Source organism: Micromonospora sp. NPDC049645 (assembly GCF_040675155.1).
Lineage (GTDB): Bacteria > Actinomycetota > Actinomycetes > Mycobacteriales > Micromonosporaceae > Micromonospora.
This window is the reverse complement of record NZ_JBFAOI010000001.1, coordinates 903,960-928,260: the sequence shown is the minus strand read 5'-3', so window position 1 is coordinate 928,260 and position 24,301 is coordinate 903,960. Positions and strand designations below refer to the sequence as shown.

Below are 24,301 nucleotides of genomic sequence, written 5' to 3'. Positions count from 1 at the left end.
GGTGCTCATCAGAAGTAGCCCTCCCGCTTGCGGTCCTCCATGGCGGCCTCACTGACCCGGTCGTCACCGCGGGTGGCGCCGCGCTCGGTGATCCGGGTGGCCGCCACCTCCTCGATGACCTTCTCCACGGTGTCCGCGTCGGAACGGACCGCGGCGGTGCAGGAGGCGTCGCCGACGGTGCGATAGCGCACCTGCGCCTTGAACCGCTCCTCACCCGCGCGGGGGCGGAAGAACTCGTTGACCGCGTAGAACATGCCGTCCCGCTCGATCACCTCGCGCTCGTGCGCGTAGTAGATCGACGGCAGCGGGATGCGTTCCCGGGCGATGTAGTGCCAGACGTCCAGCTCGGTCCAGTTGGACAGCGGGAAGACCCGGATCGACTCGCCCGGGTGGTGCCGGCCGTTGTACAGCGACCACAGCTCCGGCCGCTGGTTCTTCGGATCCCACTGACCGAACTCGTCGCGGAAGCTGAACACCCGCTCCTTCGCCCGAGCCTTCTCCTCGTCCCGGCGGGCGCCACCGAACAGCGCGTCGAAGCGGTGCTTCTCCACCGCGTCCAGCAGCACCGGTGTCTGGATCCGGTTGCGCATGCCGTCGGCGGACTCCCGGACCCTGCCGCTGGCCAGGGCCTCCGGCACGCTCGCCACCACGAGCTGCAACCCCAGCTCGGCGACCCGCTGGTCGCGGTATTCCAGGACCTCGGGGAAGTTGTGCCCGGTGTCGACGTGCATGACGGGGAAGGGGATGTTGGCCGGGGCGAACGCCTTCTGCGCCAACCGCAGCATGACGATCGAGTCCTTGCCACCGGAGAAGAGCAGCACCGGGCGTTCCATCTCGGCGACCACCTCGCGCATCACGAAGATGCTCTCCGCCTCCAAGGTGTCCAGGTGCGACACCTGGTACGCCGCGGGCGTGGTCATGACACCGGCTCGATTCGCTCGCTCATCCGATTTCCAGACCTTTCCGGTCGGGCATGTCAAGAAGACGCTCAGGCTACCCGGAATGTTTCTGCAGCGCTGCAAGCAACCGGGTGGCGAGATCCTTGCGACAGACCAGAAGGTCGGGCAGGCGCGGATCCGCCTCGTTGTATTTCAGCGCAGAACCGTCGATCCGGGAAGCGTGCAGCCCGGTGGCCGTCGCCACAGCGACCGGTGCCGCCGAGTCCCACTCGTACTGCCCACCGGCGTGGATGTACGCGTCGACCTCGCCGGTGACCACGGCGGCGATCTTCGCGCCGGCCGAGCCCATCGGCACCAGGTGCGCCCCGACGTCCTCGGCCAGATCGGTCAGGAAGACGGGCGGCCGGCTCCGGCTCGCCGCCAGCCGGATCTTGCGCTCACCGGCCGTGGCCGCCTCGACGGTCATCGGGGGGTACGCCGGCGGGTAGTCCGTGCCCAGCACCCGATGCTGCGCCGGGAGCCCGACCGCCCCGGCGACCAGGCCGTGCGGACTCGGCGCGTTGCGCGCCCAGAGCGCGACGTGCACCGCCCAGTCCGAGCGGCCCTCCTCGGAGAACTCGCGGGTGCCGTCCAACGGATCGATGATCCAGACCCGGTCCGAGGTCAACCGCGACACCGCCCCGGTGTTCACCTCGGCGGCCCAGGCCATCCGCGACCCCTCGTCCTCCTCGGAGAGGACCGCGTCACCCGGCCGCCACTTCGCCAACTCCGTGCGGATCAGGTCGTGCGACACCTTGTCACCGGCAGACTTCAGCGCGCCGCCGTCCGCGAAACCCATCTCGGTACGCAGGTCGAGCAGCGCCTGCCCAGCCCGGGACGCCAACCATCGGGCGAACGCGCCATCGATCATCGGAGGACTGCTCATCTGCCCGCTCCCGTCGCCTCGCCGCACTGCCCGCACGGGCCGATCCGCCGCGACTCGCGTCGCCGGTCGCGGCACGCCGAAAGGCGCAGACTACCGGGCCTGCCGAGACCGATCGGGTACGCCCCGCCCGGCTCAACTGCCGTGATAGAGGTTCTGGGTCGGCTCCACGCCCTTGACGATCACCGACTCCACCATGTCGGCAGCCCGGTCCACCAGGAAATCCAGCTCCTTGCGCTCTGCCGCGCCGAAATCCGACAGCACGTAGTCCGCCGGATCCTGCCGCCCCGGCGGTCGACCGACGCCGAACCGCACCCGGGCGTAGTCCTTCGTGCCCAAGGACTTCGACATCGAGCGCAGGCCGTTGTGCCCGCCCTCACCGCCACCGAACTTGACCCGCAGTTGGCCGAACCCGATGTCGAGCTCGTCGTGCACGGCGATCACCTGTGTCGTCGGCACCTTGTAGAACTGCGCCAGCGCCGCCACCGGCCCCCCGGAGAGGTTCATGTACGTCAGTGGCTTCACCAGCACGAGTTTCGGCCCACCGAAGCCCAGCCGCGCCTCGGCCACCTCGGCCACCGCCCGCTTGTGCCGGCCGAAACGCGCGCCGACCCGCCCGGCCAGCAGCTCGGCAACCATGAACCCGACGTTGTGCCGGTTCCCGGCGTACTCCCGGCCCGGGTTGCCCAGGCCGACCACCAGCCACGGCCCCGCCTCGTCCGTCACGACCCGTCCCTTCCGACCTGCACTGCACCGACTCCCGATACGCCGACAGGCGCCCCCGAACCTCCGGGGACGCCTGTCGCAGAGTACGAACCGATCAGGCCTCGGCGCGCGTCTCGGCCGCCTCGTCGCCCTCGGCGGCCGGGGCGGCGTCCGCGCCCTCGGAGCCCTCGGTGGTCTCGCCGACCTCGGCCTCGGCCTCGTCGGTGGCCACCTCGACCTCGGGCAGCGTCGCCTCGAGCTGCTCGGCGGTCGGGGCGGCGGTCACCGAGGCGACGGTCAGCTCCGAGTCGGCGGCCAGCTCGACGCCGGCCGGCAGCTGGACATCGCCGGCGGTCACCAGGGTGCCCGCCTCCAGGCCCTCGATCGACGCCTCGAGGTGGTCCGGGACCTTGGTGGCGTCCGCGGTCACCGAGAGGGTGTCGTGGTCGTGCACGATCAGGGTGTCCCGTGCGGCCTCGCCGGTCAGCTGGACCGGGACCTCGACGGTGACCTTCTCGCCCCGGCGGACCAGGATCAGGTCGACGTGCTCGAAGGTGTCCCGGATCGGGTCGCGCTGGATCGCCTTCGGCAGCGCCAGCACCTGGGTGCCGTCGGTGATGTCGATCGCGAAGAGCTGGTTGGCACCGCCCTTGCGGATCGCCGCGGCGAACTCCCGCGACGGCAGCGCGATGTGCTTGGGCTTCTCGCCGTGGCCGTACAGCACGGCGGGCACCTTGCCGGCCCGGCGGGTACGGCGGGCACCACCCTTGCCGAACTCGGTGCGGGGCTCGGCGCTGATCTTTACCTCGGACACGGGGAAACTCCTGATGCTTTTCGCTGCGGCGGCTTGTCGTCTGGCGGTGCTGGGGCGAGGGGCTCGCTGGGGCTCATGCGTCATGAACGACTGCCCGGAGCACCGCGTCGATGACGGTGCCTCCGTGCGGCGCTTTTCAGCGGCCCGCCGGGCACCCTCGCCGTGGCAACCGCACCAGTCTACCCGAGCTGTTTCCAGGGTTTGCGGCAGTCCCCGATCACGGCTCAAGACCGGCGCGTCGGTGTCGCTCCCACCGACGTGCCGGCCCCGTTTGCGCCAGTTTGCCAGCCCCGCTCCCGCCCGCGCGTACGGGTGCGGAAACAGGGCTAACGCGGCGTACGACTCAGCTCAGGCCACCGAAGAGGGTGGTCACCGAGCCGTCGTCGAAGACCTCCCGGATCGCCCGCGCCAGCAGCGGCGCGATCGACAACACGGTCAGCTTGTCCAACTGCTTCTCCGGCGGCAGCGGCAGCGTGTTGGTCACCACGATCTCGCTGATCGAGCTGTTCTTCAGCCGCTCGGTGGCCGGGTCGGACAGCAGCGCGTGGGTGGACGCGACCACGATCTCCGCCGCGCCCGACTCCTTGAGGATGTCCGCCGCCTTGGCGATGGTGCCACCGGTGTCGATCATGTCGTCGACGATCAGGCAGACCCGACCCTCGACCTCGCCGACCACCCGGTTCGCCACGACCTGGTTCGGCTTCATCGGGTCACGGGTCTTGTGGATGAACGCCAGCGGGCAGCCACCCAGCCGGTCGGTCCACCGCTCGGCCACCCGCACCCGGCCGGAGTCCGGTGCCACCACGGTCATCGGCCGGCCGGCGTACTTGTGCTCCACGTACTCGGCCAGGATGTCCATCGCGAAGAGGTGGTCCACCGGGCCGTCGAAGAAGCCCTGGATCTGCGCGGTGTGCAGGTCGACGGTGAGGATCCGGTTCGCGCCGGCGGTCTTCAGCAGGTCCGCCACCAGGCGGGCCGAGATCGGCTCCCGACCGCGGTGCTTCTTGTCCTGGCGCGCGTACGGGTAGAACGGCAGCACCACGGTGATCCGCTTGGCCGACCCCCGCTTCAGCGCGTCCACCATGATCAGGGTCTCCATGACCCAGGTGTTCACCCCGTGCGTGACGGACTGCACCACGAAGGCGTCCGAACCACGTACCGAGTCCTTGAACCGTACGAAAATCTCACCGTTGGCGAACTCGTACGCGTCGGCCGGGGTCGGCGCGACGCCGAGCACCTCGCCGATCTCCTTGGCCAACTCCGGAAAGCCACGTCCGGAAAAGAGCATCAGGCTTTTGCGGTTTTCGGCGACGATGCTGCCCATGGGCCCGTCTGCTCCCGTTTTGTCGGCGGTACCCGACCCGGTGGTGGTGGGTCAGGGACTATTCGGTTGCAGTATCTCCCGGGCCGGATGTGCCGCCCACCGTCTCGGCCGCCCCGTGGATTGCCTCACTGTCGCTTGCGGCACCGGCCCCCTCCGACGCACCCTTCGCGTCGCCAGGTCGCCGTGCACCCTTCGCGTCACCAGCCCGCTGCGCCGCCTCCGCCGCGGCCGTACCGGCGCGCCGCTTCACCACCCAGCCCTCGATGTTGCGCTGGCGGGCCCGGGCCACGCCCATCGCACCGGCCGGCACGTCGTCGACGATCACCGAACCGGCAGCCGTGTACGCCCCGTCGCCGACCTCGACCGGCGCCACGAACATGTTGTCCGCGCCGGTCCGCGCGTGGCTGCCGATGACCGTGCGGTGCTTGTTGACCCCGTCGTAGTTCACGAAGACCGAGGCCGCGCCGATGTTGGTCTGCTCACCGATGGTCGCGTCACCCACGTACGTCAGGTGCGGCACCTTCGAGCCCGTACCGATCTCGGAGTTCTTCACCTCGACGAACGTGCCGATCTTCGCCTTCTCGGCCAACCGCGCCGCCGGCCGCAGGTACGCGTACGGCCCGACGCTCGCGCCCGCGCCCACCTCGGCGCCGACGGCGTGGCTGCGGACCACCGACGCGGCCGGGCCGACGATCGTGTCGATGAGCGTGACGTCCGGGCCGATCAACGCGCCCGCGCCGACCACCGTGGCGCCGCGCAGTTGGGTGTTCTGGTCGATCACCGCGTCCCGGTCCAGCGCGACCGTCACGTCGATCCAGGTGGTCGCGGGGTCGAGCAGGCTCACCCCGGTGCGCATCCACGCCTCGTTGACCCGGTCGCGCAGCAGCCGACGCAGCGTCGCCAGCTCCACCCGGTCGTTGCAGCCCAACGTCTCGACGTGGTCCACGGCCACGTGCACCGCCACCGGCTCGCCGGCCGAGCGAAGCAGGCCGAAGACGTCGGTGAGGTACTCCTCGCCCTGGTCATTGTCGGTGGAGAGCTTGCCCAGCGCCGCCCGCAGCCGTACCGCGTCGAACGCGTAGATGCCGGCGTTGATCTCCCGGATCGCCCGCTGCGTCGCGTCGGCGTCGCGTTCCTCGACGATCTGCTCCAGGCGGCCTTCGGCGTCCCGGACGATCCGGCCGAGGCCGGTCGGGTCGGGCACCTCGGCGGCCAGCACGGTGGCCGCCGCGGCGGCCTCCTCGTGCGCGGTGACCAGCGCGCCCACCGTCTCGGGTCGCAGCAGGGGCACGTCCCCGTTGATCACCACGACGGTGCCGGCGCCGTCCGGTACGGCGTCGAGCGCGATCCGTACCGCATGCCCGGTGCCGAGCTGCTCGGCCTGGAGTACCGGGGTGGCGTCCGGGGCGACCTCGGACAGGTGTGCCCGGACCTGGTCGGCGCCGTGCCCCACCACCACGACGGTGCGGTCCGCGCCCAGCGGCGCGGCGGCGCTCAGCACGTGGCCGAGCAGCGTCCGACCGAGCAGGGGGTGCAGCACCTTCGGCAGTGTCGACTTCATCCGCTTGCCCTCACCGGCGGCGAGCACGACGACGGTACGGAGGTGGGGCTGGGGCACGACGTGGCTCCCGTCGGGACGGCGGACACTCTCGCGGCCATGCTAGCCGCGGGGCCGGGCACGTTTCCCTCTTACCCCCACCGGACCCTAAAACGGACTTAGGTGGGCAGCTCGGCCGCCAGGGTTCGAACCTGAAATACGGGTACCAAAGACCCGGGTGTTGCCAATTACACCACGGCCGATCAGCGACGCGAGCACGTCGCATGAGGGATGGACATCCCGCCGCTACACCTTAGCGCCCCGGCCGACAGACGCCATCGCTCATCCCGCCGCATCGCGAACGTTCCGCGCCTCAGACCTGTCCGGACGAGCGAGCAGGCCGTCTCCCCCACCCACCGTAAGGCCGTCTGACCTGCGACTTTCAACGGTTACGTGAAGACCGTTCCAAACTTCGTCGTGCGATCTACGGTGCCGTAAGTTACGGTGACGTAGGCGTAACTTCGTGATCATCTCCATCCCCCTGCGAGGTCCCATGTCCACTGCTCTGCTCGATCCCAACCCCGCTGCTCCCGGCCCCAAACCACTCACCGACGGCAGTCAGGCCCCCGGCATCCTGGCCGCCCTGTGGGCGTTCGTGGTGATTCCCTTCGTCGCCCTGCTGGTCGCCGTTCCGGTGGCCTGGGGCGGCTGGCTGGGCTGGACCGACGTGATCATCGGCCTGGTCTGGTACGTCGTCTCCGGGCTCGGCATCACCGTCGGCTTCCACCGTTACTTCACACACGGCTCGTTCAAGGCCAAGCGGTGGCTGCGGGTGACCCTGGCGGTCGCGGGATCGTTGGCGGTGCAGGGCGAGATCATCCAGTGGGTGGCCGACCACCGACGCCACCACGCGTTCTCCGACCTGGAGGGCGACCCGCACTCGCCGTGGCGCTTCGGCACCAGCTTCTGGGCGTTGACCCGCGGCCTGTTCCACGCGCACGTGGGCTGGCTGTTCCGCCGGGAGTTGTCCAACCGCGAGCGTTTCGCACCGGACCTCATCGCCGATCGGGACATCAGCCGGGTCGATCGGCTCTTTCCCGCGCTGGTGGCCATCTCGCTGCTCGGCCCGGCGCTGATCGGCGGCCTGGTGACCTGGTCCTGGCAGGGTGCGCTGACCGCGTTCTTCTGGGCCGGCCTGGTCCGGATCGGCCTTCTGCACCACGTCACCTGGGCCATCAACTCGGTCTGCCACGTCTACGGCGAGCGACCGTTCGCGATGCGCCAGGGCGACCGCGCGTCGAACTTCTGGCCGCTGGCGATCCTGTCGTTCGGCGAGAGCTGGCACAACCTGCACCACGCCGATCCGACCAGCGCCCGACACGGCGTGCTGCGCGGTCAGGTGGACATCTCCGCCCGGGTGATCTGGGTGTTCGAGAAGATGGGCGCGGCAACCCAGGTGCGCTGGCCAAAGCCGGAGCGCCTCGCGGCCAAGCTCGTGAAGCCGGTCGCACCCCGCTGAAACCGGGCGGTGCACGGTGCTGCCGCCTGGCAGGATGGCCGGATGACCGAGCCACGCGGGGGGACCGGAGGGTTCGGGGGACGGGGGGCCGGGCCTGATCGGGTTACGGTCGAACGGCGCGGCAGGGCGGTCGGACCGCCCGACAGTGAGGCGACGACGTGAACGGGCACAGCGGAGGCACCATTCCACGGCAGGGCGTCACCGAGCGCCAGCGAGGCGGCGAGATGCCCGAGGTCAACGACGATGAGGGTCCGACTGTCGGCGGCCGACGGGCCACGGCGCCGGCCCCGGCAGCAAAGGCCAAACCCACCTCCCGGGTCCGCATGTCGGCGGCCCAACGACGGGAGCAGTTGATCGCGACCGGCCGGCAACTCTTCGCCGAGCGCGGTTTCGACGCCACCTCGATCGAGGAGGTGGCGGCCCGCGCCAAGGTCTCCAAGCCGGTGGTCTACGAGCACTTCGGTGGCAAGGAGGGGCTCTACGCGGTGGTGGTGGACCGGGAGGTCCGGGCCCTGCTGGACCGGATCACCACGGCGTTGACCGCTGGGCATCCGCGGGAGCTGCTGGAGCAGGCGGCGCTGGCCCTGCTGGGCTACATCGAGGAGGAGACCAGCGGCTTCCGGGTGCTGGTCCGCGAGTCGCCGCTGATGTCCGGCACGGCCAACTTCAGCAGCGTCATGAACGACGTGGCGCACCAGGTCGAGCACATCCTCGGCGCCGAGTACAAGAGCCGCGGCTACGACCCGAAGCTCGCCGAGTTGTACTCGCAGGCGCTGGTCGGCATGGTGGCGCTCACCGGCCGCTGGTGGTTGGAGGTGCGCAAGCCGCGCAAGGAGACGGTGGCGGCGCACCTCGTCAACCTGGCCTGGAACGGGTTGTCACACCTGGAGGCGAAGCCCACGTTGATCACGGCACGGCGCCGCTGACGCCGATCACCGCACGGCGCCACTGACGCCGATCAGCGGCGGTGCACGTCGGCCACCGGGTGCTTGCGGTGCTCCAACTCCGCCTCGGCGTGCTCCGGTGGGCCGACCTTGTCGTACAGGCCGGTGCCGAGCAGGATCAGGCCGAACAGCATCGACACGATTACCGTCGACATCGAGAAGTTGAGGATGTTCGCCTCGGTCTGCAACACCGACATCATCAGGATGCTGGTCACCAGGAACACCACGCCGGCGGTGAGGTTCATGTAGTGGCCGAGGTTGGTGCGCCGCGAGGCCCCGATGATCAGGACGACTCCGAAGATCACCGAGGCGAGCGAGAAGGCCAGATTGGTCCGTAGCCCGAGCGCCCACGTGCCGTTGCGGCCGAAGAGCGGCTCGCCGATCGTCTCCGCGGTACCCCAGACGCCGAAGACCAGGATGTAGACGCCTATCAGACCGGAGAGCGCCCGGTAGATCGGCCGTGCCGGATGGTTCACCGGAAAGTGCGGCATGACCAGACCCCCTGATATGACCGTTTTCAGGAGGATTGTCACCCAAGACGAAGGCAACTGTCCGAGGAACCACGAAGCCGAAAGGTCCGCCGAGACGCTGGACCAGGTCAGGTTTTCGCCGGAGCCCGAGCTGCGCAGGGATCAAGCCTGACCGCCCGGAGCAGCTCGGGCTCCGGCGAAAACCCACGGCCGCAACCAAAGAGCCGCAACCAGAAGCGAAGATCAGAGAACGAGCCGAGCCTTCTGGAACGCCTCCGCCTCGTCCTCCGTGCCGACCTTGCCGTACATGCCGACCATCAGCAGCACCAGGGCGGCGGTCATCACCACGATCACGGTGGTGATGCTGAAGTTGAAGATGTTGGCGTCGGTCCGGATGAACGCGAGGCCGGCCAGGCTGACCACCATCAGGCCGTACGCCAGCCACTGGTTGATCACCACGTCGATGTTGCGACCGAGCACGGTGCCGATCAGCACGACGATCCCGAGCAGCACGCTGAGCAGTGAGAAGCCGAGGTTGGTGCCCTGGCCGAGGACCCGCGTGTCGTCCTGGGCGAGGATCTCGTTGCCGGTGCTCGCGATGATGCCGAGCACACCGAAGACGACCAGGTACAGACCGGTCAGCCCGCCGATCGCCCGGTAGATCGGCCGCGCGGGGTGGTTGACGGGGGTGTGGGCCATGTCTGTGTCTCCAACGCCGTGGGGTGAGGTGTCGCCGACGATTGTCGCGCATGTGGCGGTGTGACGCCGCACACGGCCCCGGGCCGGCGCGCCCGACCGGTCAGCTGTCGGGCAGGTCCTCGGCGAGAGTCATCCAACTGTCCTCGATCCGTTCCCGCTCGGCGCGCAGATCCTTGAGCTGGGTGTCCAGCTCGGCGACCCGGGCGTAGTCGGTGGCGTCCGCGGCGAGCTGGTCGAGCAGGGTGGTCTCGCGCTGGTCCAGCTTGCCGAGTTGCCGCTCCAGGCGGGTCAACTCCTTGCGCGCCTGGCGGACCTCGGCGGCGGACATGCCGCCCCCCGAGGAGGCAGCGGGCGCGGCGGTCGAGGTGACGCCCGCTCGGGACGGGCCGGCCCGCTCGGCGGTTCGCGCGAGATATTCGTCCACGCCACCCGGCAGGTGCACCAGCCGACCGTCGCCGAACATCCCGTACGCGGTGTCGGTGACCCGTTCGATCAGGTACCGGTCGTGGCTGGCCACGATGATCGTGCCGGGCCACGAGTCGAGCAGGTCCTCCAGCGCGGCGAGGGTGTCCGTGTCCAGGTCGTTGGTGGGCTCGTCGAAGAGCAGCACGTTGGGCTCACCGGCGAGTAGCCGCAACATCTGCAACCGGCGGCGTTCCCCACCGGAGAGGTCACTGACCGGGGTCCAGAGCCGGCGGTCGTCGAAGCCGAACACCTCGGCCAGCTGCGCGGCGGAGACCTCCCGGTCCCCCAGTTGGACCCGGCGGGCGACCTCCTCCACCGCCTCGAGCACGCGCAGGTGCCCGGGCAGCTCCGCCAGCTCCTGGGAGAGGAACGCGGGCCGCACGGTGGAGCCGGTGCCGAGGCGGCCACCGTCGGGGCGGGTGATGCCGGCGAGCATCCGCAGCAGCGTGGTCTTACCGGCGCCGTTGGCGCCGAGGATGGCGATCCGGTCACCGGGGCCGACCAGCCAGGTGACGTCGCGCAGGATCTCCTTCGGGCCGGCGTGCAGCTCGACGTGCTCCAGGTCGTACACCTGCTTGCCGAGCCGGGAGGTGGCCATGCGCTGCAACGACATGGTGTCGCGCGCCGGCGGCACGTCCGCGATCAACGCGTTCGCGGCGTCGATGCGGAACTGCGGCTTGGAGGTCCGGGCGGGCGGGCCACGGCGCAACCAGGCGATCTCCTTGCGGAGCAGGTTCTGCCGGCGGGCCTCGGTGGCGGCGGCGACGCGCTCGCGCTCGGCGCGGGCGAGGGTCCAGGCGGCGAAACCACCCTCGTAGGCGCGGACGGTCTGGTCGGCGACCTCCCAGGTGGTGGTGCAGACCGCGTCCAGGAACCAACGGTCGTGGGTGACCACGACCAGGGCGCCCTTGCGGCCGACCAGGTGCCGGGCCAGCCAGTCGACACCGCCGACGTCCAGGTGGTTGGTGGGCTCGTCCAGGATGAGCAGGTCGGAGTCGCGGACGAGCAGCGCGGCGAGCGCCACCCGGCGGCGTTCGCCACCGGACATCGGGCCGACCGGCTGGTCGAGGCCGAGGTGCGGCATGCCGAGGCCGTCGAGAATCGCCCGCACCCCGGCGTCGCCGGCCCACTCGTGTTCGGCGCCCATTCCCTCGGCGAGCCAGGCGGTGCCGAGCACCACGTCCCGGACGGTGGCCTCGGGGGCGAGGGTGAGCTGCTGCGGCAGCCAGAGCGCGCGCAGGTCGCGGCGGTGGGTCACCCGACCGTCGTCGGGGTCCTCCTGCTTGGTGAGCAGCCGCAGCAGGGTGGACTTGCCGGCGCCGTTGAGGCCGACCACGCCGATCCGGTCGGCGTCGTCCAGGCCGAGCGAGACGTCCGTGAGGAGCCGCCCGGCAGCGCCGTACCCCTTGGACACCCGGTCCAGATTGACGATGTTCGCCACGTTCCACCCTTCATGATCAAGGCGTCCGGGTGCCGGCGGGCACCTGGACGCCTCTGCCAAGGGTACGCGGACACCCCGGACGCCCGCGCCGCGTGCCGGCAGCCCCGGCCCGAACCGGCGTCAGCCGACTCGGGCGCCGGCCACCGGACCGTGCGCGACCCGCGCCTCCCGGCAGACGCCCGCCGCGGTCAGCTCGGCGGCGATCCGCTCCGCGTCGGCCGCGTCGGCGGCGAGAAACACGCAGGTCGGCCCGGAGCCGGAGACGATGCCGGTGAGCGCGCCCGCCGCCTCACCGGCCTTGAGGGTGTCGGCCAGCGCCGGGCGCATGGCCAGCGCGGCGTCCTGGAGGTCGTTGCCGAGCGTACCGGCGAGCACCCGGGGATCGCGCTGGCGCAGCGCGCCCAGCAGCGCGTCGGTGCTGCCCAACGGCGCACCGGCGGCACCGGAGTCGCGGAGCCGATCCAACTCCCGGTACGCGGTCGGGGTGGACAGGCCGGCGTCGGCGATCGCCACGACCCAGTGCCAGGAGGTCGGGCGGACCAGCACCGGGCTGATCGCCTCGCCCCGGCCGGTGCCGAGCGCGGTGCCGCCGTAGATCAGGAACGGCACGTCGGAGCCGAGGTCGGCGGCGATCCCGGCCAACTCGTCGCGGGACAACCCGGTGCCCCAGAGCGCGTCGCAGGCCACCAGCGCGGCGGCGGCGTCGGCGCTGCCACCGGCCAGTCCGCCGGCGAGCGGGATCTGCTTGCGTAGGTGCAGTCGGGCGTGCGGCAGCACGCCCGCGTACCCGGCGAGGGCGTGCGCCGCGCGGATCACCAGGTTGGTGTCGTCCAGGGCCAGCTCCCCGGTGCCCTCACCCTCCATGGTCAGAGCGAGGGTGTCCCCCCGGCGGGCCGTCAGCTCGTCGTAGATCGAGATGGCGTGGTAGACCGTGTTCAGCTCGTGGTAGCCGTCCCGGCGCAGCGGGCCCACCCCGAGGTGCAGGTTGACCTTCGCGGGCACCCGGACCTTCACCGGTCCGATGGCTCCGCGTCGCTCGTCCTCGTCGTCCGGTCGCCAGGCCTCGGTCACCGGGTGATGTCCCACAGGTGCAGGCGAATGTCGAACGGCTTGGCCACGATCAACTCCTCGGCGTCCTGGGCGGGCACGGGCGTCAGCCTACTTCGCGGCCGGCGTACCGACCGGAGCCGACGCGGCGATGGCGGCGAACTGCTCGACGGTCAGTGACTCCCCGCGGGCGCCGGGGTCGACACCGGCGGCGGTGAGCGCTGCGGCGGCCCGGTCCGCGCCACCAGCCCAGCCGGCCAACGCGGCGCGTAACGTCTTGCGGCGCTGCGCGAACGCCGCGTCCACCACCGCGAAGACCCGTTCCCGGGGTACGTCGGCGCGGGGTGGCGCGTGACAGCTGAAGGCGACCAGGCCGGAATCGACGTTGGGCACCGGCCAGAACACGTTCGGCGGCACCTTGCCGGCGCTGCGGGCCTGGGCGTACCAGGCGAGCTTCACCGACGGGATGCCGTACACCTTGGAGCCGGGACCGGCGACGAGCCGGTCGGCGACCTCCTTCTGCACCATCACCAGGCCGTGCCGCAGGGTGGGCAGCACGGCGAGCAGGTGCAGCACCACGGGCACGGCCACGTTGTAGGGCAGGTTCGCCACCAGCGCGGTCGGTGCCGGGTCGGCCAACTCGGCGGCGGCGACGCGCAGCGCGTCCGCGCGGTGCACGGTGAGCCGGGCGGCGTCGGCCCCGGCGTGCCGGGCGACGGTCTCCGGCAGCGCCCCGGCGAGCACCGGGTCGATCTCCACGGCGTGCACGTGCCCGGCGACCGGAAGCAGCCCCAGGGTCAGCGAGCCGAGGCCGGGGCCCACCTCCAGGGCCACGTCGTCCGGGGTCAGGCCGGCGGCGGTGACGATCCGGCGCACGGTGTTCGGGTCGTGCACGAAGTTCTGGCCCAGCTTCTTGGTGGGCGCGACGCCCAGCCGGGCGGCGAGTTCCCGGATCTCCGCCGGGCCGAGGAGACCGGTCATGGCTGGCAGCGTAGCGACGGGGTCGTGCTCGACCGTCGGGCCGGGCTCACCACGGGCCGAAGGCCCGGTCGCCGGTGGCGGAGATGGCCGCGCACAGCTCGTCCAGGTCGCTGCCGGTGGTCGCGGCGAGCGCGCGGACGGTGAGCGGGATCAGGTACGACGCGTTCGGCCGACCGCGGTGCGGCATCGGGGTGAGGTACGGGGCGTCGGTCTCCACCAGCAGCTGGTCCACCGGGGTGAGCGCGGCGGCCTCGCGCAGCGCCGCCGCGCTGCCGAAGGTGACGGTGCCGGCGAAGCTCAACAGGTAGCCCCGGCGGACGCACTCGCGGGCGAAGTCGGCGTCGCCGGAGAAGCAGTGCAGCACCACCCGGTCGGGAGCGCCCTCGTCGTCGAGGATCCGCAGCACGTCCGCGTGCGCGTCGCGGTCATGGATGACCAGTGTCTTGTCGTACCGCTTGGCGATGGCGATGTGCGCGCGGAAGCTCTTCTCCTGCGCGGCCCGCCCCTCGTCACCGGTCCGGAAGAAGTCCATACCGGTCTCGCCGATCCCGCGGACCCGGTCGCGGGCGGCGAGCGACTCGATCTCCCGCAACGCCTCGTCGAGGTCGGTCAGCCGGGGCGCCTCGTTGGGGTGCAGCGCCACGGTGGCCAGCACGGCCGGGTACCGGTCGGCGGTGTCCGCGCCCCACCGCGAGGAGGCGACGTCCACGCCCACCTGGACCAGCCGGTCCACGCCGACCTCGGTGGCCAACCCGACGGCCGCGCCGACCGGGTCGTCGGCCGACCCGCCGCCGGGCACACCGGCCTCGCTGACCGTGATGTCCAGGTGGGTGTGGCTGTCCAGCACCGGCCGGGGCAGCGGCTCGGGGGCGGGCGGAAACTCTCCGGCCCGCCGGGCGGCACGCTCTCGGCGGGATTCAGTGGGCTCGCTCATCAGCCACAGCATCACACACCGGGCTCGTCCACCTTCCCGCCACCCGACGTTCACCTCGACTACGCCGCGCGACTCTACCGTCGCCGCGTGAGTGGACGCAGCGCGCCACGAAGCCGACACGGCATCTCGCTGAGAGGGAGGTGACGACATGAGCGTCACCCCCCGGGCCGGCGGCACCGCCGGCGAACGGACCGGACTGCACGTGGCGTTCGGAGGCGGCGTCTACCCGGCCGAGGAGATCGCCCGGGGCGCCGCGTACGAGCTGTTCAGCGCCGACGAGGTGGCCGGCTTCGAGTGGGCGCCCCGCCCGGGTAGCGCGCTGCCGTGGCACCGGTTCGTGCACGTCACCGAGGTGACCGCGGTGCACGGGGCGAGCGAGCCGGCCGACGAGCCGGAGACGCCGCTGCTGATGCCCGCGCACCGCGAGCGGGGCTGGGCGTACCTGCACCAACTCAGCCAGCAGCCGGCGACGGCGGGTGACCCGGTGCTGGCGACGGCACGCGCGTCGGCGGTGGTCCGGCGGGGCACCCGGATGATGAAGGTGCTCTCCGCCCAGCAGCTCGCCGGCTACCTACGAGGATGGCTGCCGCACGGCTTCTGCTATCGCGAACACGATGTGGCGCATCTGCGGACGCCGACGACGACGCGGGTGCTGCGTACCGATGGCGACGCCGGCCGCGACGGCCCGGACGTGGCGTACGCGCTGCGCTGGCGCGCGTCCGACCCGGGCGACTACGACGTGCCGGTGGGCGAGGCGCACCGTGGCCTGACCGCGCTGCCCGCCCGGGACCGGCTCGGCGCGCCGGTGCTGGGCACCGGCTTCGTCCCCAGCAACGGTCAGCTCATCCCGGAGTTCATCACCCGGGACTTCGCCGACCTGCCGATGCCGGCGAACGCCGCCCTGATCGCCTACCCGGCGGACGGGGTGGAGGTGGTGCTCTACACCTACCAGGCCGAGCAGCGTGGCTGGCTGCGGATGGTGGGCCCGCAGTGGCGGCACCTGCTGGCGGCGGTGCCGGGCCTCCCCCCGGACCAGGAGTACGTGCCGAACGGCGACGCGCCCCGCTCCACCCAACTCGTCGGGATGTACGGCGACAGCGAGTACGAGGCGGTCGCCGACCTGCCCGGCGGGTTCCGGGTGCTGGCGATGACCCGGGCGGCCCGTTACCCGGTGGATGCGGTGGCCCGCCGGCTCCGGTTCGCCCAGTGGCGGGGCGTGCCCTGCCTGGTGCTGAGGGAGGAGGCCGGCTGGCTGCGGCTCCGCCTGCGCTACCCGAACCCGGACAGCGTGCTCACGACCGGCGCGCAGTGCCAGGAACGCGGCGTCTACGAGGCCTGGGCGCCGGGCGTCGAGGTGACCGACGATCAGGTGATGGACACCCGGTACGCGATGTGACGTCGCGCGGCGGCAGGGCGACCCGCCGCCGCGCGTCGTGTGGTCAGTCGGCCAGCCGGGCCAGCTCCTCGTCGACGATCGACGGGTCGAGCTTGCGGAACACCGGCTTCGGCGCGGCCAGCGGCCGGCCCGCCTCGATCGACACCGACTCCCACCGCGCGCCGACGGTGTAGTCCCCGGTCAGCACCGGGTACGCCGGGCCGCCGTCCAGGTCGTCGACCTGCTCGATCACCGGCATCGGCGCGTGCACGCCGGTGCCACCGAGCAGCTCGTGCACCTGCTGCGCGGAGTGCGGCAGGAACGGGGTGAGCAGCGTGTTGGCGTCGCTGATCACCTGGAGGGCGACGTGCAGGATAGTGCCCATCCGGGGCTTGTCGGCCTCGTCCTTGAGCTTCCACGGCGCCTGCTCGGAGAGGTACCTGTTGGCCTCGGCGACGACCTTCATGGCCTCACCGATCGCCTGCTTCTGCCGGTGCCGGCCGATCAGGTCGCCGACCGTGGTGAACCCGGTCCGGGCGACGGCGAGCAGCGCCTCGTCGGCCTCGGTGAGCCCGGCCGGGTCGACCGGCGGGATCGCCCCGAAGTTCTTCGCGGCCATCGAGACGCACCGGTTGACCAGGTTGCCCCAGCCGGCCACCAGCTCGTCGTTGTTGCGGCGCAGGAACTCGGCCCAGGTGAAGTCGGTGTCGTTGCTCTCCGGGCCGGCGGCGGCGATGAAGTAGCGCAGCGCGTCGGCGTCGTAGCGCTCCAGGAAGTCCCGGACGTAGATGACCACCTTGCGGGACGAGGAGAACTTGCGCCCCTCCATGGTCAGGTATTCGCTGGAGACCACCTCGGTGGGCAGGTTGAGCCGGCCCAGCTCGCCCGGCTCACCGTCGCGGGAGCCCTCACCGGAGTAGCCGGAGAGCAGCGCCGGCCAGATCACCGAGTGGAAGACGATGTTGTCCTTGCCCATGAAGTAGTAGGACTGGGCGTCCTTACCCTGACCGTCGGTGGACCACCACCGACGCCACGCCTCGGGGTCGCCGGAGCGGCGGGCCCACTCGATCGAGGCGGACAGGTAGCCGATCACCGCGTCGAACCACACGTAGATCCGCTTGTCGGGCCGGTCGCGCCAGCCGTCGAGCGGGATCGGCACACCCCACTCCAGGTCCCGGGTGATGGCCCGAGGCTGGAGGTCGTCGAGCAGGTTGCGGGAGAACCGCAGCACGTTGGGCCGCCACCCCTCGCGGGTGTCCAGCCACTGCCGCAGCACCTCGGCCAGGGCCGGCAGGTCCAGGAAGAAGTGCTCGGTCTCGACGAACTTCGGCGTCTCCCCGTTGATCCGGGACTTCGGGTCGATCAGGTCGATCGGGTCGAGCTGGTTGCCGCAGTTGTCGCACTGGTCGCCGCGGGCGCTGTCGTACCCGCAGATCGGGCAGGTGCCCTCGATGTAACGGTCGGGCAGGGTGCGCCCGGTGGACGGGGAGATGGCGCCCATGGTGGTCTTCGGCACGATGTAGCCGTTGCGGTACATCCCCTCGAACAGCTCCTGCACCACGGCGTAGTGGTTACGCGTGGTGGTGCGGGTGAACAGGTCGTAGGAGAGACCGAGGCCGTGCAGGTCCTCGACGATCACCCTGTTGTACCGGTCGGCCAGCTCGCGCGGGGTCACCCCGTCGGCGTCGGCCTGCACCTGGATCGGGGTGCCGTGCTCGTCGGTGCCGGAGACCATGAGCACGTCGTGGCCGGCCATCCGCATGTACCGGGCGAAGACGTCGGAGGGAACGCCGAAACCGGAGACGTGGCCGATGTGGCGGGGGCCGTTGGCGTACGGCCAGGCCACCGCCGCGAGAACGTGACTCATGAGCAGCAAGCCTAGTGACCCGTCCGGGGCGTCCGCGAACCAATGGGGGGTGCCCGGTCGGCGGACCGGGCCGACCCCCTCGCCCATTGGTCCGATTTGTCGCCGACACGCGGCTCAGCTGCCGGTTCCACCTCCCGGACCGGTGTGCAATGAACGTCGTGACGGGCAGACGAGCGGCGCGGGACCACGAGGACCGTCCCACCGGACCGGAGGTCGGCGACGATCCGGGCCTCGAGCCCGCCGCGCCGCGCGGTGCCGGGGTCGCACCTCAGCCCCGACCGGTGCCCGGCGCCGACCCGGGCGAGCAGCGACCCACGCCCACGGGGAGATCCGTCACCCCGGCCCGGCCCACGCCCGCCGCGCCGTCGCCCACTCCGGCCCGGCCGACTCCGTCCGCGCCCGTACCCAGCCCGGCCCGGCCCGGCCCACCCGGCCCGCCGGTCGGCGCGACGCCGCCCACCGGGGAGCCCGGCGCGGAGCCGGTCGAGGTGGAGCCGACCACCGGGGCGCCGGTGGACGCGGTGCCACGCCGGGTGCCGGTGCGGCAGCAGAGCCACCGGCAGCGGGGCCGCCGGCCCGACGACACCCTGGACGACGACGGTGGGGTCTTCTGGGCACCGATCGAGCAGGTGCACTGGGACGGCACCCCGGTCCGCAAGGACCCGGCACCGGAGCGGGTACTCCGCTTTCGGCTGACGCTGCGGCGGGCGCCCGGCCGCCCGGTCCCACCGCCGGATCCGCTCCCCGGGCTCGCCGCGCTGGTGCTGCTGAGCCTGGTCGCGGCGTTCTTCGCCTGGGTCAGCGCCGGCCCGTTCTGGCTCGCCGTCGGGCACGCCCGGACGGGCACGGTGGTGATCGACGACTGCACCGGTGGCGGGCTGACCCAGCGGTGCCGGGGCATCTTCACGGCCGAGCAGGGGCGCTTCATCGCCCACGGTGTCCGGGTCAGCGGCGTGCCCGCCGGAGGGGACGCGGCCGGTACGCCACTGCCGGCGCGGATGACCGGCCCGGACAGCGGCACCGCGTACGCGGACGTCGGCGTGGGCCGGCACCTGCGGTGGCTGCCCGGTCTGCTGGTGGTGCTGGGCTGCACGGCCGGCATCGTCCGGTGGACCGGGTCGGCCCGGCTGCCCGGCCGCCGGCACCGCCGCTGGGCGGTGGCCGCCGCCATCGCCGGCCCGACGCTGATCACCGTCGGTTTCCTGGTCGCCGCGTGGTGACCCCCACCGTCGGCCGGCCCGACCACCTCGGTCAGCTGTGCACGATCGTGTAGACGTCCCGGCGGCGCAGCGCGTACTCGGTGGCGACGTCGGTGATGGCGTCCCGGCGGGAGCGGCCGGCGGCCTCCCGCTCGGCGACGGCGGCGCGCAGGGTGTCGTCGTCGGGTCGCTCGGCGGCCGTCACCGGCGCGCCGGCCACCACCAGGGTGATCTCTCCGCGCGGGTCGCCCTCGGTGGCCCACCGGGCCAGCTCGCCGAGGGGACGGCGGAGGACCTCCTCGTAGGTCTTGGTGAGTTCCCGGCAGAGCGCGGCCGGTCGGTCCGCGCCGAACGTGTCGGCGAGGTCGGTGAGGGTCGCGCCGATCCGGTGCGGCGCCTCGAAGAAGACCAGGGTGCGTTCCTCGGCGGCGAGCGCGCGCAGCCGGGCTCGCCGTCCGCCGGGGGTGCGGGGCAGGAAGCCCTCGAAGCAGAACCGGTCGCAGGGCAGCCCGGAGATGGCCAGCGCGGTGGTGACCGCGCTGGGCCCCGGGGCGACGGTGACCGGCGCCCCGACCTCCAACGCGGCGCGGACCAGCCGGTAGCCGGGGTCGGAGACGCTCGGCATCCCCCCGTCGGTGACCAGCGCCACCGCGTACCCGCCGAGGATGACCTCGACCAGCTCGGGGGTGCGCCGTTCCTCGTTGCCCTCGAAGTAGGAGACGATCCGGCCACCGACGGTGACGTCGAGGTCGCGGGCCAGCCGGGTGAGCCGGCGGGTGTCCTCGGCCGCGACCACGTCGGCGCTCGTCAGCACCTCGCGGAGTCGGGCCGAGGCGTCGGCGGGGTTGCCGAGCGGGGCACCGAGCAGAATCAGGCGCCCAACTTCGGACATTTCACCCACGAATTCGTCTCCTTCATTGATTGCGGATACCGGTATCAGGGACGACGGGCGCCGCCGGACACCTTGGCAGCCTACGATCGCCGGGTGACGAGTGCGTCGACAGCGCAGAGCCCGAGCGCCGATCCGGACAAGTTGGTCGAGGTGACGGGCGAGCCAGGTCCCCAGCAGGAGCCGACCGCACCGCCCGCCGACGGCGGCGGGGTGGCCGCCGTGGTCCGGCGACGGTTCGCCACCGTCGACACCCAGGTGGACCGGTTCTCCTGGCTGGCCACCGCCGTGGTGGTGGCCATCGCGGCGATCGTGCGCTTCGTCGGGCTGTCCAGCCCGAAGGGCAAGATCTTCGACGAGACGTACTACGCCAAGGACGCCTACGGGCTGATCTCGCGTGGCGTGGAGTGGAACTACAAGGACAACGTCCCGTCGTACGTGGTGCACCCTCCGCTGGGCAAGTGGTTGATCGGCATCGGCGAGTGGGCCTTCGGCTATCAGGACGCGGACTCGAAGGTCTCCGTCCCGGGGCACCTGATCACCACCGCGCCGGAGTTCGGCTGGCGGTTCTCGGCGGCGGTGATCGGCACGCTGTCGGTGTTGCTGCTGGTCCGCATCGGTCGGCGGATGTTCCGCTCGACGGTGCTCGGCTGCGCGGCCGGCCTGCTGCTCGCCCTGGACGGCTTCCACCTGGTGCTGTCCCGCGCGGCCCTGCTCGACATCTTCCTGCTCTTCTTCGTGCTGGCCGCGTTCGGCGCACTCGTGCTCGACCGGGACGCCCGCCGCCGACGGTGGGCACGCGCGCTCGACGACGGTCTCGATCCGAGCCGGCCGGGTCGCGCCGGCCGGCCGCCGACCGGCTGGCGCACCTGGCCGTGGTGGCGGTTGGCGGCCGGGGTGCTGCTCGGCTGCGCCTGCGCGGTGAAGTGGAGCGCCCTGTACTTCGTGCCGGCCTTCGCGTTGCTCGTGCTTTTCTGGGAGGTCGGCGTCCGTCGCTCGGCGGGGGCCCGCCGGCCCTGGCGGGACACCCTGATCGACGAGTTGCCCTGGCTGGTGCTCGCGGGCGTGCTGATGATCGGCACCTACCTCGCCACCTGGTCGGGCTGGCTGCTCACCGACGACGGCTACTACCGGCTCGCGTCGGCCTACCCGAGCGCCCCGCTCAGTGACCGTCCGGTGATCGGGCCGCTGATCAACCTCTTCGAGTACCACCGCGCGGCGTACGGTTTCCACGCCCAGCTCGACGACGCGCACAAATACCAGTCGTGGCCGTGGCAGTGGCTGCTGCTCGGTCGGCCGGTGGCGTTCCACTGGTCCGGCGACGGCGCCTGCGGCGCACCGAGCTGCGCCTCGGAGATCCTGCTGCTGGGCACCCCGCTGCTCTGGTGGTCGTTCCTGCCGGCCCTGGTGGCACTGGCCTGGCTGGGCTTGGCCCGCCGGGACTGGCGGGCCGGCGCGATCCTGCTCAGCGTGGCGGCCGGGCTGCTGCCCTGGTTCTGGTTCGCCCTCGACGGCCGCACGATGTTCTCGTTCTACGCGGCCCCGGCGGTGCCGTTCCTGGTGCTGGCGGTGGTCTATGTGCTGGGCGCGCTGATCGCCCCGGCCGGTGCCGACGTGGGTACGGTGGCGCCGCTGGCGCCCGGTGACCCGAGTTACGAACGCCGGCTGGTGGGCAGCATCGCGGCCGGGGCGTACGTGCTGCTGGTCGGGCTCTGCTTCGCCTACTTCTATCCGATCTTCGTCGGCCGACTCATCCCGTACTCGGACTGGCTGTCCCGGATGTGGCTCGACGGTCGGTGGATATAAGCACCGACAGGCGACGCGCCGCACCGCGCGACGACAGAGGGCCCGCACGCGCAAGCGTGCGGGCCCTCTCACATAGACGCGCGCCCCGATCGCCTGCCACGGGGGAAGCGGGCGATTGGGGCGCGCATGAAGAGCTTAACCACCGCGCACCACCGGCACAACGGGTCGACTTGGGTCAGATTTCCGACGGATGGCGGCCGGACCGACACCTTCCCTCGCACAGTTGACCGAGGGTGACCCGGCGTGGACCCAGAGCGCGGACCTGGCCGGTCGAAGGTGATCGCCGCCCCCGTGCGGGGACGTACGCGGCGCCACCCCAATGATCATCCAAAGTGGATCTCACTACACTGCGGGCCGTGATCAACATCAGACGATCGACGGCTGTCCTTCTCGGACTGCTGGCGACCACCGCACTGGCCGGGCCCGCTCCGGCGCAGGCCGACGAGGAACCGGTGCCCGAGCCGCCCCGGGTCGAGCTGGTGCTCGACGTCAGCGGGTCGATGCGCGCCGCCGACATCGACGGGCGCAGTCGGATCTCCGTCGCCCAACAGGCCTTCAACGAGGTCGTGGACGCGCTACCGGAGGAGACCCAGCTCGGCATCCGGGTGCTCGGCGCGACCTACCGGGGCAAGGACAAGAAGGTCGGTTGCCAGGACACGCAGCAGATCGTGCCGGTCGGCCCGGTCGACCGGTCCGCGGCCAAGGCGGCGGTGGCGACCCTGCGACCGACCGGCTTCACCCCGGTCGGGCTGGCGCTGCGCTCCGCCGCCCAGGATCTGGGCACCGGGACCACCACCCGCCGGATCGTGCTGATCACCGACGGCGAGGACACCTGCGCCCCACCGGACCCCTGCGAGGTGGCCCGGGAACTGGCCGCCCAGGGAACCAGCCTGGTCGTCGACACCCTCGGCCTGGCCCCCGATGAGAAGGTACGCCGGCAACTGCTCTGCATCGCCAGCGCGACCGGCGGGACCTACACCGCCGCGCAGAGCGCCGAGGAGCTGACCGGCCGGATCAAGCAGCTCGTCGAACGCGCCGGCGACACGCACACCCGGGCACCGACCGTGGTCGGCGGCACGAACGCCTGCGACTCGGCGCCGCTGCTCGCCCCCGGCGTCTACGCCGACCGGGAGGCGTTCTCCGAGCACCGCTACTACCGGGTGCCGATCCGCCCCGGACAGGAACTGCGGGCTTCGGTGAGCATGTCGCTGGACCGCGCCGTCAACCGGGACTACGGGGTGCTGCTGCGGGCCACCGCGGCCGACGGCCGGGAACTCGTCCGGGGCGCCGACGCCGGCAGCGGACGAGCCGACGTGCTCTCCGCCGGGCTGCGCTGGTCGGCCACCGCCGACGACGAGGATGCCGCAGAGGCCGAGGAGAGCGCCGCACCCGTCGTCGAGCCCACCACCGTCTGCCTGGTGGTGAGCAACTCGTTCGCCCCGCGTCCCGGCACCGCGGCGACCCCGGGCATGCCGGTGGAGCTGACCATCGACGTGGTAGACGCCGCACCCGCACCGGACGGGCCGGACCTCGGCCGGGGCTGGGTGCTGCTTGCCCTGCTCACCGTCGTCGGGCTGATCGCCGGTCTGCTCGCCGGCCTACTCACCCGCTGGTGGGTCGCCACCTGGAGGGAGAACTGATGCGTACCGCACTGTTCCGGTCAATGGTGGCTCTGCTCGCCGCCGGCGGGGTCACCCTGCTTCCCGCCGCGGCCGTCGCGGCCCCGACCCCCTCGCCGGGTGCCACGCCGGTGAACCGTGCCGGGACGTCGTTCCTCTCCGCCACCCCGATCACCGCGGGGCAGCCGGTACGGGTGGACGCCTCGGTCGGTGACCACCTGTACTGGTCGTTCCCGGCGACGGCCGGCCAGGTGCACGAGATCAGCGCCACCGTCACCTTCCCGAAGGGACGCAGCGGCGCCTCGACCTGGACGGTGGACGTCTTCGACGGGCTGCGTCGACGGCAGGCGTGCACGGCGGGGGCCCAGACGCCGACCGTGGACGCGAAGGCGTCGAGCGTGGTGCTGGGCTGCACGCTGCGCGAGGTGCGACCGTGGGCGGAGCCGTGGTCGGCCGATCCACTGCCCGGCACGTACGTCGTCCGGCTCTCCGTGATCGACCTGCCGGAGCCGGACCTGGGTGCGCCGATCGACGTGGACCTGCTGGTCGGCAGCGTCGCCGACCGGGGCGCCTCGGCCGACGACGGCGAGTTGGCCGCGCCGCTGGTGCCGAACACCAAGGCCGGCACGGTGCTCAACGCCGTACCCCCGGTGGACGCGGAGGCCGACGACGAGAGCGACCCGCTGACGGACTGGCTGCCGGACCTCGGCTCGCGCTGGGTCTGGACCGGTATCGGCGGTGTGCTCGCCGCGGTGGCCGGGGTGTTCGGCTTCGCGCTGACCCGGCGCCCCCGGCTTCGCTGAACGCCGCTCTGGTGGCCCCGCCGTTCGCGGGGCCACCAGCGG

Annotated in this window: 21 protein-coding genes and 1 tRNA gene; 7 read left to right on the top strand and 15 right to left on the bottom strand. The window is 72.0% G+C overall.

Going from position 1 to position 24,301, the window contains the following annotated elements:
• Window positions 1–8: 8 nt before the first annotated feature.
• The 7 genes from cysD to AB0J33_RS04365 all read right to left on the bottom strand — a co-directional run bounded on the left by cysD (window position 9) and on the right by AB0J33_RS04365 (window position 6,464).
• Complete coding sequence (cysD, locus tag AB0J33_RS04395) at window positions 9–920, bottom strand: sulfate adenylyltransferase subunit CysD (RefSeq protein WP_363609707.1); 912 nt, start codon at window positions 918–920, stop codon at window positions 9–11.
• Window positions 921–993: 73 nt separating this feature from the next.
• Complete coding sequence (locus tag AB0J33_RS04390; RefSeq protein WP_363609705.1) at window positions 994–1,824, bottom strand: inositol monophosphatase family protein; 831 nt, start codon at window positions 1,822–1,824, stop codon at window positions 994–996.
• A gap of 132 nt (window positions 1,825–1,956) precedes the next feature.
• Entirely contained in the window at window positions 1,957–2,547 is a 591-nt protein-coding gene (gene pth, locus AB0J33_RS04385; protein WP_363609703.1) for an aminoacyl-tRNA hydrolase, read from the bottom strand.
• 94 nt (window positions 2,548–2,641) lie between these two features.
• Window positions 2,642–3,340 carry a 50S ribosomal protein L25/general stress protein Ctc gene (locus tag AB0J33_RS04380; RefSeq protein WP_363609701.1) on the bottom strand — a complete coding sequence of 233 codons (699 nt, stop codon included), beginning with the start codon at window positions 3,338–3,340 and terminating at the stop codon, window positions 2,642–2,644.
• Between the two features lie 343 nt (window positions 3,341–3,683).
• On the bottom strand, window positions 3,684–4,664 hold the full coding sequence (locus AB0J33_RS04375; RefSeq protein WP_030329105.1) for a ribose-phosphate diphosphokinase: 981 nt from the start codon (window positions 4,662–4,664) through the stop codon (window positions 3,684–3,686).
• A gap of 58 nt (window positions 4,665–4,722) precedes the next feature.
• Window positions 4,723–6,282 carry a bifunctional UDP-N-acetylglucosamine diphosphorylase/glucosamine-1-phosphate N-acetyltransferase GlmU gene (gene glmU, locus AB0J33_RS04370; RefSeq protein WP_363609698.1) on the bottom strand — a complete coding sequence of 520 codons (1,560 nt, stop codon included), beginning with the start codon at window positions 6,280–6,282 and terminating at the stop codon, window positions 4,723–4,725.
• A gap of 110 nt (window positions 6,283–6,392) precedes the next feature.
• A tRNA-Gln gene (locus tag AB0J33_RS04365) sits at window positions 6,393–6,464 on the bottom strand.
• A 290-nt stretch (window positions 6,465–6,754) separates the two neighbouring features.
• Here AB0J33_RS04365 and AB0J33_RS04360 point away from each other — a divergent pair.
• Together AB0J33_RS04360 and AB0J33_RS04355 are read left to right on the top strand one after the other, a co-directional pair.
• The gene (locus AB0J33_RS04360) at window positions 6,755–7,720 is read left to right on the top strand and encodes an acyl-CoA desaturase (protein WP_363609696.1); all 966 of its coding nucleotides are present in this window, start codon (window positions 6,755–6,757) and stop codon (window positions 7,718–7,720) included.
• 224 nt (window positions 7,721–7,944) lie between these two features.
• Window positions 7,945–8,646, top strand: a complete 702-nt coding sequence (locus AB0J33_RS04355; protein ID WP_363610222.1) for a TetR/AcrR family transcriptional regulator — start codon at window positions 7,945–7,947, stop codon at window positions 8,644–8,646.
• A gap of 32 nt (window positions 8,647–8,678) precedes the next feature.
• Here AB0J33_RS04355 and AB0J33_RS04350 read toward each other — a convergent pair whose 3' ends face one another.
• From AB0J33_RS04350 to AB0J33_RS04325, 6 genes are all read right to left on the bottom strand, one after another.
• Window positions 8,679–9,155 (bottom strand): DUF4383 domain-containing protein, encoded by a 477-nt coding sequence (locus AB0J33_RS04350; protein ID WP_363609694.1) that lies wholly within the window; start codon window positions 9,153–9,155, stop codon window positions 8,679–8,681.
• A gap of 222 nt (window positions 9,156–9,377) precedes the next feature.
• Entirely contained in the window at window positions 9,378–9,833 is a 456-nt protein-coding gene (locus tag AB0J33_RS04345; RefSeq protein ID WP_363609692.1) for a DUF4383 domain-containing protein, read from the bottom strand.
• Between the two features lie 100 nt (window positions 9,834–9,933).
• Entirely contained in the window at window positions 9,934–11,739 is a 1,806-nt protein-coding gene (locus AB0J33_RS04340) for an ABC-F family ATP-binding cassette domain-containing protein (protein ID WP_363609690.1), read from the bottom strand.
• Between the two features lie 120 nt (window positions 11,740–11,859).
• The gene (locus AB0J33_RS04335) at window positions 11,860–12,810 is read right to left on the bottom strand and encodes a 4-(cytidine 5'-diphospho)-2-C-methyl-D-erythritol kinase (RefSeq protein WP_363609688.1); all 951 of its coding nucleotides are present in this window, start codon (window positions 12,808–12,810) and stop codon (window positions 11,860–11,862) included.
• 87 nt (window positions 12,811–12,897) lie between these two features.
• Entirely contained in the window at window positions 12,898–13,767 is an 870-nt protein-coding gene (gene rsmA / locus AB0J33_RS04330) for a 16S rRNA (adenine(1518)-N(6)/adenine(1519)-N(6))-dimethyltransferase RsmA (RefSeq protein ID WP_363609686.1), read from the bottom strand.
• Window positions 13,768–13,813: 46 nt separating this feature from the next.
• A complete protein-coding gene (locus AB0J33_RS04325) occupies window positions 13,814–14,713 on the bottom strand; it encodes a TatD family hydrolase (RefSeq protein WP_363610220.1) in 900 nt (299 codons plus the stop codon).
• A gap of 136 nt (window positions 14,714–14,849) precedes the next feature.
• Between AB0J33_RS04325 and AB0J33_RS04320 the strand changes: the two genes are divergently transcribed.
• Entirely contained in the window at window positions 14,850–16,097 is a 1,248-nt protein-coding gene (locus AB0J33_RS04320; RefSeq protein ID WP_363609684.1) for a hypothetical protein, read from the top strand.
• Between the two features lie 43 nt (window positions 16,098–16,140).
• Here the strand turns inward: AB0J33_RS04320 and metG are convergent, their stop codons facing one another.
• Window positions 16,141–17,943 (bottom strand): methionine--tRNA ligase, encoded by a 1,803-nt coding sequence (gene metG / locus AB0J33_RS04315; protein ID WP_363609682.1) that lies wholly within the window; start codon window positions 17,941–17,943, stop codon window positions 16,141–16,143.
• Window positions 17,944–18,101: 158 nt separating this feature from the next.
• Between metG and AB0J33_RS04310 the strand changes: the two genes are divergently transcribed.
• Complete coding sequence (locus AB0J33_RS04310; protein WP_363609680.1) at window positions 18,102–19,163, top strand: hypothetical protein; 1,062 nt, start codon at window positions 18,102–18,104, stop codon at window positions 19,161–19,163.
• 31 nt (window positions 19,164–19,194) lie between these two features.
• Here the strand turns inward: AB0J33_RS04310 and rsmI are convergent, their stop codons facing one another.
• On the bottom strand, window positions 19,195–20,043 hold the full coding sequence (rsmI, locus tag AB0J33_RS04305; RefSeq protein ID WP_363609678.1) for a 16S rRNA (cytidine(1402)-2'-O)-methyltransferase: 849 nt from the start codon (window positions 20,041–20,043) through the stop codon (window positions 19,195–19,197).
• An 84-nt stretch (window positions 20,044–20,127) separates the two neighbouring features.
• On the opposite strand from rsmI, the gene AB0J33_RS04300 reads away from it, so the two are divergent.
• The 3 genes from AB0J33_RS04300 (at window position 20,128) to AB0J33_RS04290 (ending at window position 24,259) form a co-directional block, all read left to right on the top strand.
• Window positions 20,128–21,837 carry a phospholipid carrier-dependent glycosyltransferase gene (locus tag AB0J33_RS04300; protein ID WP_363609676.1) on the top strand — a complete coding sequence of 570 codons (1,710 nt, stop codon included), beginning with the start codon at window positions 20,128–20,130 and terminating at the stop codon, window positions 21,835–21,837.
• 356 nt (window positions 21,838–22,193) lie between these two features.
• Window positions 22,194–23,477 (top strand): VWA domain-containing protein, encoded by a 1,284-nt coding sequence (locus AB0J33_RS04295; protein ID WP_363609674.1) that lies wholly within the window; start codon window positions 22,194–22,196, stop codon window positions 23,475–23,477.
• Window positions 23,478–23,500: 23 nt separating this feature from the next.
• Window positions 23,501–24,259, top strand: coding sequence for a peptidase (locus AB0J33_RS04290; protein ID WP_363610218.1), 759 nt, complete (start codon window positions 23,501–23,503; stop codon window positions 24,257–24,259).
• Window positions 24,260–24,301: the final 42 nt, after the last annotated feature.

Excerpts from the sequence above, each read along its gene's own strand:
- cysD (WP_363609707.1), bottom strand. The coding sequence starts at position 920 with ATGACCACGCCCGCGGCGTACCAGGTGTCGCACCTGGACACCTTGGAG.
- AB0J33_RS04390 (WP_363609705.1), bottom strand. The coding sequence starts at position 1,824 with ATGAGCAGTCCTCCGATGATCGATGGCGCGTTCGCCCGATGGTTGGCG.
- AB0J33_RS04375 (WP_030329105.1), bottom strand. The coding sequence starts at position 4,664 with ATGGGCAGCATCGTCGCCGAAAACCGCAAAAGCCTGATGCTCTTTTCC.
- AB0J33_RS04360 (WP_363609696.1), top strand. The coding sequence starts at position 6,755 with ATGTCCACTGCTCTGCTCGATCCCAACCCCGCTGCTCCCGGCCCCAAA.
- AB0J33_RS04355 (WP_363610222.1), top strand. The coding sequence starts at position 7,945 with ATGCCCGAGGTCAACGACGATGAGGGTCCGACTGTCGGCGGCCGACGG.
- AB0J33_RS04350 (WP_363609694.1), bottom strand. The coding sequence starts at position 9,155 with ATGCCGCACTTTCCGGTGAACCATCCGGCACGGCCGATCTACCGGGCG.
- AB0J33_RS04345 (WP_363609692.1), bottom strand. The coding sequence starts at position 9,833 with ATGGCCCACACCCCCGTCAACCACCCCGCGCGGCCGATCTACCGGGCG.
- rsmA (WP_363609686.1), bottom strand. The coding sequence starts at position 13,767 with ATGACCGGTCTCCTCGGCCCGGCGGAGATCCGGGAACTCGCCGCCCGG.
- AB0J33_RS04325 (WP_363610220.1), bottom strand. The coding sequence starts at position 14,713 with ATGCTGTGGCTGATGAGCGAGCCCACTGAATCCCGCCGAGAGCGTGCC.
- AB0J33_RS04320 (WP_363609684.1), top strand. The coding sequence starts at position 14,850 with ATGAGCGTCACCCCCCGGGCCGGCGGCACCGCCGGCGAACGGACCGGA.
- metG (WP_363609682.1), bottom strand. The coding sequence starts at position 17,943 with ATGAGTCACGTTCTCGCGGCGGTGGCCTGGCCGTACGCCAACGGCCCC.
- AB0J33_RS04290 (WP_363610218.1), top strand. The coding sequence starts at position 23,501 with ATGGTGGCTCTGCTCGCCGCCGGCGGGGTCACCCTGCTTCCCGCCGCG.